Raw genomic sequence first — 6186 nt, 5'->3', positions numbered from 1 at the left:
GATCTGCTTGAGCAGGTACCCCGAGGCCCCGGCCATGATGGCCTCGAACAGCGCCTCGTCGTCGCTGTAGCTGGTCAGCATGATGACCTTGAGGTGCGGCAGCCGGCTGCGGAGCTCGCGGCAGACGGACACGCCGTCGCCGTCGGGCAGTCGGACGTCGAGGACGGCGACGTCGGGCCTGAGCGCGGGCACCCGGGCCAGCGCCTCGGCGGCGTTCCTGGCCTCGCCGACGACGGTGATGCCCGGGTCGGTCTCGAGGACGTCCGCCACGCCGCGGCGCACGATCTCGTGGTCGTGAGGAGGAACACCCCGATCGGCGCCTGCTGCCCGTCCGTGTCCACCGCTTCCCTCTCGTCCCGCCGGAACCTGCCGTCCCCCGACGTCAGGCCCGGACCCCATGTCCCCCGCTCTCCCCCGGGGGCCGCACGTGGCGGCGCTCAGACGGACCCGTCCACTGCTGCCGCCATGCCGGCCGGAGCCTGCCCGGCGGGCTCGGGGTGCACCACCATCACCGGGCACGGCGCGTGCACCGCACAGTGCAGGGCCACCGAGCCGAGCACCATCCCCGCGACCCGGCTGCGACTGCGGCTGCCGACCACGAGCAGCGCGGCGCCGTCGGCCTGCTGCACGAGGGCCTCACCGGGCGAGCCCGGGACCACGCGGACGTCGGCGTCGGCGGAGGTCCCCAGCACCGCCGCCACGAACGCCGACACCCGGGTGCGGGCCTGCTCCTCCGACTCCGACGTGGGCGGCGCGGTGATCGCGTAGAGGTCGCTCCAGTAGGCCTCCGGCCGGTAGGAGGCGACGACCTCGAGCCGCGCGCCCAGGCGCCCCGCCTCCTGCGCCGCACGGGCGAGCGCGGCACGGGACGTCGAGGAGTCGTCCACGCCCACGACCACCCGCGGCGGGGGCGACACCGCACCGGGGTGCACCACCACCACCGGGCACGGCGCGTGCGTGACGCAGTGCAGGGCCACCGAGCCGAGCACCGTGCTGCGCACGCCGCCGCGGCCACGGCTGCCGACCACGAGGAGGTCCGCGCCCTCGGCCCGGTCGACCAGGTGCTCCGGCGGCGCGCCCGCGACCACCACGACGTCGGCGGGGACGTCGGCGGCGCCGGGCAGGGCGGTGACGGCCGGGTCGTGGCGGACCTCCGCCACGAGGCCGCCTGCACGCTCCTCGGTGTCCGCGCGGATCGCGTCCAGCCGGCGGCTGTCGAGCAGGTAGGGGTCGGTCCAGTAGGAGTCCACCGGGAAGGCGCTGACCACCTCGAGCGACGCGCCGGCACGGGCGGCCGCCGCCAGGGCCCAGGCCAGCGCGGCCCGTGCGCCCGGTGACCCGTCCACGCCGACCACCACGCGGGCGGGTCCGGCCGGGTCGCTCGTCCCCTGCTGCGTCGTCACCGTCGCGTCTCCGCTCCCGGCCCGGTCACCCGCCGGGCCGCTCCCCGACCCTGCACCGTCCGGCGGCGGCGGGCCGCGGACCGACGTCCCTGGCGGCCGGGGACCTTCGTCACCGGGCGGCGAGGGCGTCCGGCAGCGGACGGACCGACCACGGGCACTGCCGGACGACGCCGGCGGCGGCGACGCTGGGCTCGTGACCGGGGTCCTGCCGCGACGGCCTGATGCCGCCGACCTGGCGCGAGAGGTGCGCGACGTCGTCGCCGACCTGCCGCGCTCCCTCACCGCTCCCCTGCTGCGGCCGTGGCACCGCCACTGCCTCGACTTCCCGGTGATGCGGCGGATGCTGCGCGGCGTCCGCGAGCGGGCCGAGGCCGGGCACCGGCGACGCGTGCCGCCGGTCGTGCGTCCCCGCCGGCTCGCGGTGATCCGGAGCGTGCACACCGCGGCCTGGTTCTCCATCGAGTCCTGCGTCGGCTACCTGCTGTGGTCGGGCGCCGTCGGCCGCAGCGACCGGCGGGCCGCCGCCGCTGCCGCCGTCGTCGCCGGGGAGTGCCTGGTCTTCGCCGGCAACGGCTTCCGCTGCCCGCTGACCGGCCTGGCCGAAGCGGCCGGCGCGGCCAGCGGATCGGTCACCGACATCTACCTGCCGCGCTGGTTCGCGAGGGACCTGCCGGCGATCCACCTGCCGCTGCTGGCGCTCATCGGCTGGCTGCACCTGCGGACGCTGCGCCGGCGCGGTCCTCGGCGTGCTGCCGGATCCCGTGCAGCATCCGCCGGGTCATGACGAGGGTGACCGGCTCGAGGACGCGGCCGGCCAGGCGCACGACGGCCGAGGCGGACGCCTCCGTGCGGGACCGCGCGAGCAGGCGGCAGCGCCCCTCCCCCGCGTCGGCGACGTGGAAGGACCAGACGCCGTTCCACGGGTGCTCGGGCGGTGCCTGCCGCAGGACCAGGACCCGCGGCGGCTCGACCCGCGCGACCCGGAAGGAGTAGCCGTCCGGCAGGGGTCCCCAGCCCTCGGGGACGACGACGACACGGTCGCCGACGGTGAGGTGCTGCCACTCCTCGCGGACCTCGCCGGTGGTGTGGATGTCCAGGCCGACGGCGTTCTCCAGCCAGTCGTAGCTGTACATGCCGCCACGGTCCTGGCCCATCTGCACGAGCCACGCCCAGACTCCCGCGGCCGGCGCCCGGACGGTCACGCCCAGCGTCGTCCGCACGGCCGGGTCCGGGACGAGTTCGTCACCCGGCAGCACGGCGGCGGCCTCCTGCGGGGTCGCTCCCCAGTCCCGGTGGCGGTGCAGGAGCTCCAGGCCCACGGCCCCGGCTCCGGCTCCGGCTCCGGCGGCGAGGAGGGCACGCAGCACGGTCCTCACCTCCCCGGCGGGACGTCGAGGTCGACGTCGACGATCGACATCACGGCGTAGCGGTACTCGCCGTCGGGCAGGTGCCAGACGGCGGCACCGGCAGCCGGCCGGGGCCGTCCGCCGACGACGGTCCAGCCGTGCACCGGTGTGCTCCACGGGGTCCGCACCGGACCGCCGGGCAGGTCGGCCCAGCGGTCCGTGGTCCGGAAGTCCCGGGGCCGTCCGAGTCCGTCGAGGACCACCACCGCGCTGACGGTGCGCCCGGCGTCGGTCACCGAGACCGCGAACCGGTCCTCGGCGCGGTCGTCCCAGCGGGTCCGCGGGTGCAGCAGCATCGCCGGTGCCATGAGGACGGCGTCGTTGAGCCAGGTGACCAGTTCCCCGCTGTCGAACTCCGGCCCGGAGCCGTCGGCCACGGTGACCAGGCCGAGGACCTTGCCGAGCATCCGCCCGCTGCCGTGCCGGTAGGTGTCCCAGCCCCACATCGGGACGACGCCGCCCACGAGCAGCCGCATCCGGTAGAGGCGGGCCACCTCGGCGACGCTGTTGTACTGCCACGCGTCGCACGGCATCCACGGACGATCGGCGCCGAGGCGGAACCGGCCGGAGAAGTGGGCCCGCAGCGACCAGGTGCGCGGCCGGCCGACCACACCCATCGCCACCAGGTACCGGACCGCAGCGGGAGGCAGGCCCGCCAGGTCGGCCTCGGTGACCGGGGCCGGCGACGACGGGCCGGCGGGCAGGCCCGCGGCGGCCAACCGGCGGGTGAACGCGCGCGGCGGTCGGCTCCCCGCGCGGGTCCGGTCAGACGTGGCTGCGCTCATCGGAGGCCTCACTCGGCTCGACGGGATCGACCGGGGGGACAGCGGGGACGGCGCGCAGGAGACGGGTGAGGAGCCGCAACCCGACGACGCCCAGGCCACCGAAACCCGCGATCGGGCCGACGACCTGGGGAACGGTGAACGAGATCCCCGCGGCGGCCTGCAGGGCTGTGCTCAGCGCGATCGTGGGCAGCAGCAGCACGATCGTGACCAGCAGCGGCGTCGCCACCAGGTAGCCCAGCGGGTCCCGGCGACGAACGAGGAGCCCGGCCAGCGCCGCGGCCGGCGCGACGACCGCCAGGTCGAGGGCGGAGGTCACCGGTGTCGTGTAGACGTCGAGGAGGTCGGGCGTCCCCGCGGTCGCCAGAGCGGACAGCAGCGGCTGCAGCCAGACGACGGCAGTGACGGCCGCCGAGGCCAGCAGGAAGCGCGACAGGGCACGGTGCGGCACGGCGGGATCCGCGGCCACCGCACGCAGGGCGGCCCGGTCGGTGGTCCCGAGGGCGAGCAGGAACCCGGCCAGCCCGGTCGCCAGCAGCGTCACGTAGGCCAGAAAGAGGGGGTTGTAGGCGACGCCCAGGGCGTAGTTCGCGTAGACGTACAGCAGGTACCCGAGGGCCCCGGTGAGCAGCAGCGACCCCCGCGGCGATCCCCGCCGGTGCTGCAGCCAGGCGGTGACCACCAGGGGCACCCCGAACGCCAGGACCACGGCGTCGACGGCGGTGTTGCCGGCCGCGGTGAACACGGTGTCGTGGGCGTAGAGCCCGCTGCCCGCCAGCTCCGCGGTCCGCCCGCGCGGGGTCACCACGCCGACCGGCCGCCCGGACGGCCGCCACAGGAGCCCGGTCGTGGCGACCGCTGCGGCGACGGCCGCGACCAGTCCCGGCAACCGGCGGAGTCTCGTCCCCACGCGTCGCTCCTCGTCCTCGTCGTCCCGGAGCCCGTCCCCGCGTCCACCGACGGGAGGGGCGGTCCGACGCTAGGTCGGCCGCGTGGTGCCGCTGCACCGCCGAAGGACCCTGCGCGAGGGGCCGTTCGGTCCGCCGGTTCTCCGATCCATGCCCGTCTGACCTGCGGAAACTGTCGTACCCCCGCCGTAGGTTCGTCCCATGTCAGCGGTCGCCGTCCCCGTGTCGCGGGTGGAACGCGCGCTGGCCGGGTGGCTGATCGAGCAGCGTCCGCGCGTCCAGCGGCTGCCGGTGGCGGTGCTGTCGCGGGAGCAGACGGCGGCGGAGCTGCAGCGCCTGCAGGCGCGCAAGGCGATGGAGGCGGCCTACGAGGCCGAGCTGATCCTCGCGCTGGCGGACGACTCCCCCGATGACGACGACCCGGCTCCGGGCACACCGGGTGCGCGGGTGCGGTCGTGGAAGCCCGATCCGGAGCTGCCGGGCGTGTCGGAGTTCTTTCCCGCCGAGCTGGCCATGGTCCTCAACTGCGGCCGACTGTCGGCGAGTCAGCGGGCGCACCGGGCATGGACGTACCGCACGCACCTGCCCGCCGCGTGGGCGGCGATGCGCGCCGGGCAGCTCGATGAGTACCGCGCGATGACGTTGGTCGACGTCCTGCAGCACACCGACCCGGCGATCGCGCGGGCCGTCGAGAGCCGGCTGCTGCCCGAGGCGGCCGACCTGACGGTGGGCCGGCTGAGGAAGCGCGCTCTGCAGCTCCTCCTCGAGCTCGATGCCGAGGCGGCCGAGCGGCGGCGGGAGCAGGCCAGGCGGCGGTCTGACGTGCGGGTCTACCCGTCCCCGCAGGAGGGCATGGCCACGATCGCCGCCGACCTGCCCGCCGACGTCGCCGCGGCGTGTCATGCGCTGGTCGACGAGCTGGCGCGGATGCTGAAGGCCGACGGTGACGACCGGCCGATCGGGGAGCTCCGCACCGCGGTGTTCGCCGATCTGCTGCAGCGGCCCTGGGACGACACCCGGCCGCCGGTGACCGCCCACCTGCAGATCATCGCCACCCTCGCCTCCCTGGCCGGCCGCTCGGACGAGCCAGGTGAGGTCAACGGGCTCCCCATCACCGCCGCGCAACTCCGCGAACTCGTGCAGCAGCTCGACGCGCTGGGTGTCCGCACCTCGGAGGGCGGGTCGGTCACCCTGGCGCTGGCCGACGAGGACGGCACGCTGCGGGCCACCAGCACGTTCGACCAGCTGCGCCGGCTCGCTCGCCGGGGATGCGTGGAGCACCCGGCCGCCGACTGCACGTGCGCTGTCCTCGACCGGCCCGAGGCGACCGACCGCTACGAACCGAGCGCCGGGCAGCACCGCTTCGTCCGCACTCGCGACCGCGCCTGCCGGTTCCCCACCTGCGGCCAGCGGGTCGGCTGGGCCGATGCCGACCACGTCGTCCCCCACGCGCACGGCGGGGCGACCGACTGCGGAAACCTGTGCTGCCTGTGCCGCAGCCACCACCGGCTCAAGACCTTCGCCCGCGGCTGGCGGTTCTCGATGTCCGCCGACGGGGTCCTCACCGTCACGACACCCTCGGGCATCACCCGCACGACCCGCCCCCCGGGCATGCGGCCACCACCACCGGCACCCGATCCACCACCGGCCGAGCCGGACGACGACCCGCCGCCCTTCTGAGCGGCAA

General features: G+C 75.9%; 7 protein-coding genes. 2 read left to right on the top strand and 5 right to left on the bottom strand.

Annotated features, from left to right (window positions below; translation table 11 throughout):
• Positions 1-270, bottom strand: a 270-nt coding sequence (locus tag FN207_RS25995; RefSeq protein ID WP_246066385.1) for a response regulator, incomplete at its 3' end; no start/stop codon positions are given.
• 167 nt (positions 271-437) lie between these two features.
• Positions 438-1403 (bottom strand): universal stress protein, encoded by a 966-nt coding sequence (locus FN207_RS25990; RefSeq protein ID WP_185938596.1) that lies wholly within the window; start codon positions 1401-1403, stop codon positions 438-440.
• 193 nt (positions 1404-1596) lie between these two features.
• On the opposite strand from FN207_RS25990, the gene FN207_RS26795 reads away from it, so the two are divergent.
• Positions 1597-2187: a hypothetical protein gene (locus FN207_RS26795; RefSeq protein ID WP_221888417.1), complete on the top strand. Its 591-nt coding sequence runs from the start codon at positions 1597-1599 to the stop codon at positions 2185-2187.
• On the opposite strand, the gene FN207_RS25980 is transcribed toward FN207_RS26795, so the two are convergent.
• From FN207_RS25980 to FN207_RS25970, 3 genes are read right to left on the bottom strand one after another with little or no spacing between them, the layout of a single operon-like run.
• On the bottom strand, positions 2102-2770 hold the full coding sequence (locus tag FN207_RS25980; RefSeq protein WP_142461352.1) for an SRPBCC family protein: 669 nt from the start codon (positions 2768-2770) through the stop codon (positions 2102-2104). The genes FN207_RS26795 and FN207_RS25980 overlap by 86 nt on opposite strands.
• A gap of 5 nt (positions 2771-2775) precedes the next feature.
• On the bottom strand, positions 2776-3594 hold the full coding sequence (locus tag FN207_RS25975; protein WP_142461351.1) for a DUF6544 family protein: 819 nt from the start codon (positions 3592-3594) through the stop codon (positions 2776-2778).
• Positions 3575-4501: a hypothetical protein gene (locus tag FN207_RS25970; RefSeq protein WP_142461350.1), complete on the bottom strand. Its 927-nt coding sequence runs from the start codon at positions 4499-4501 to the stop codon at positions 3575-3577. Before FN207_RS25970 ends, FN207_RS25975 begins: the two co-directional genes overlap by 20 nt.
• Before the next feature lie 199 nt (positions 4502-4700).
• Here FN207_RS25970 and FN207_RS25965 point away from each other — a divergent pair, with 199 nt between their 5' ends.
• On the top strand, positions 4701-6179 hold the full coding sequence (locus tag FN207_RS25965) for an HNH endonuclease signature motif containing protein (protein WP_142461349.1): 1479 nt from the start codon (positions 4701-4703) through the stop codon (positions 6177-6179).
• Positions 6180-6186: the final 7 nt, after the last annotated feature.

It is taken from the genome of Geodermatophilus aquaeductus, assembly GCF_900182545.1.
In the GTDB taxonomy this organism is placed as follows: Bacteria; Actinomycetota; Actinomycetes; order Mycobacteriales; family Geodermatophilaceae; genus Geodermatophilus; species Geodermatophilus aquaeductus.
The sequence above is the reverse complement of the archived record's forward strand: the minus strand, read 5'-3'. Positions and strand labels throughout refer to the sequence as shown.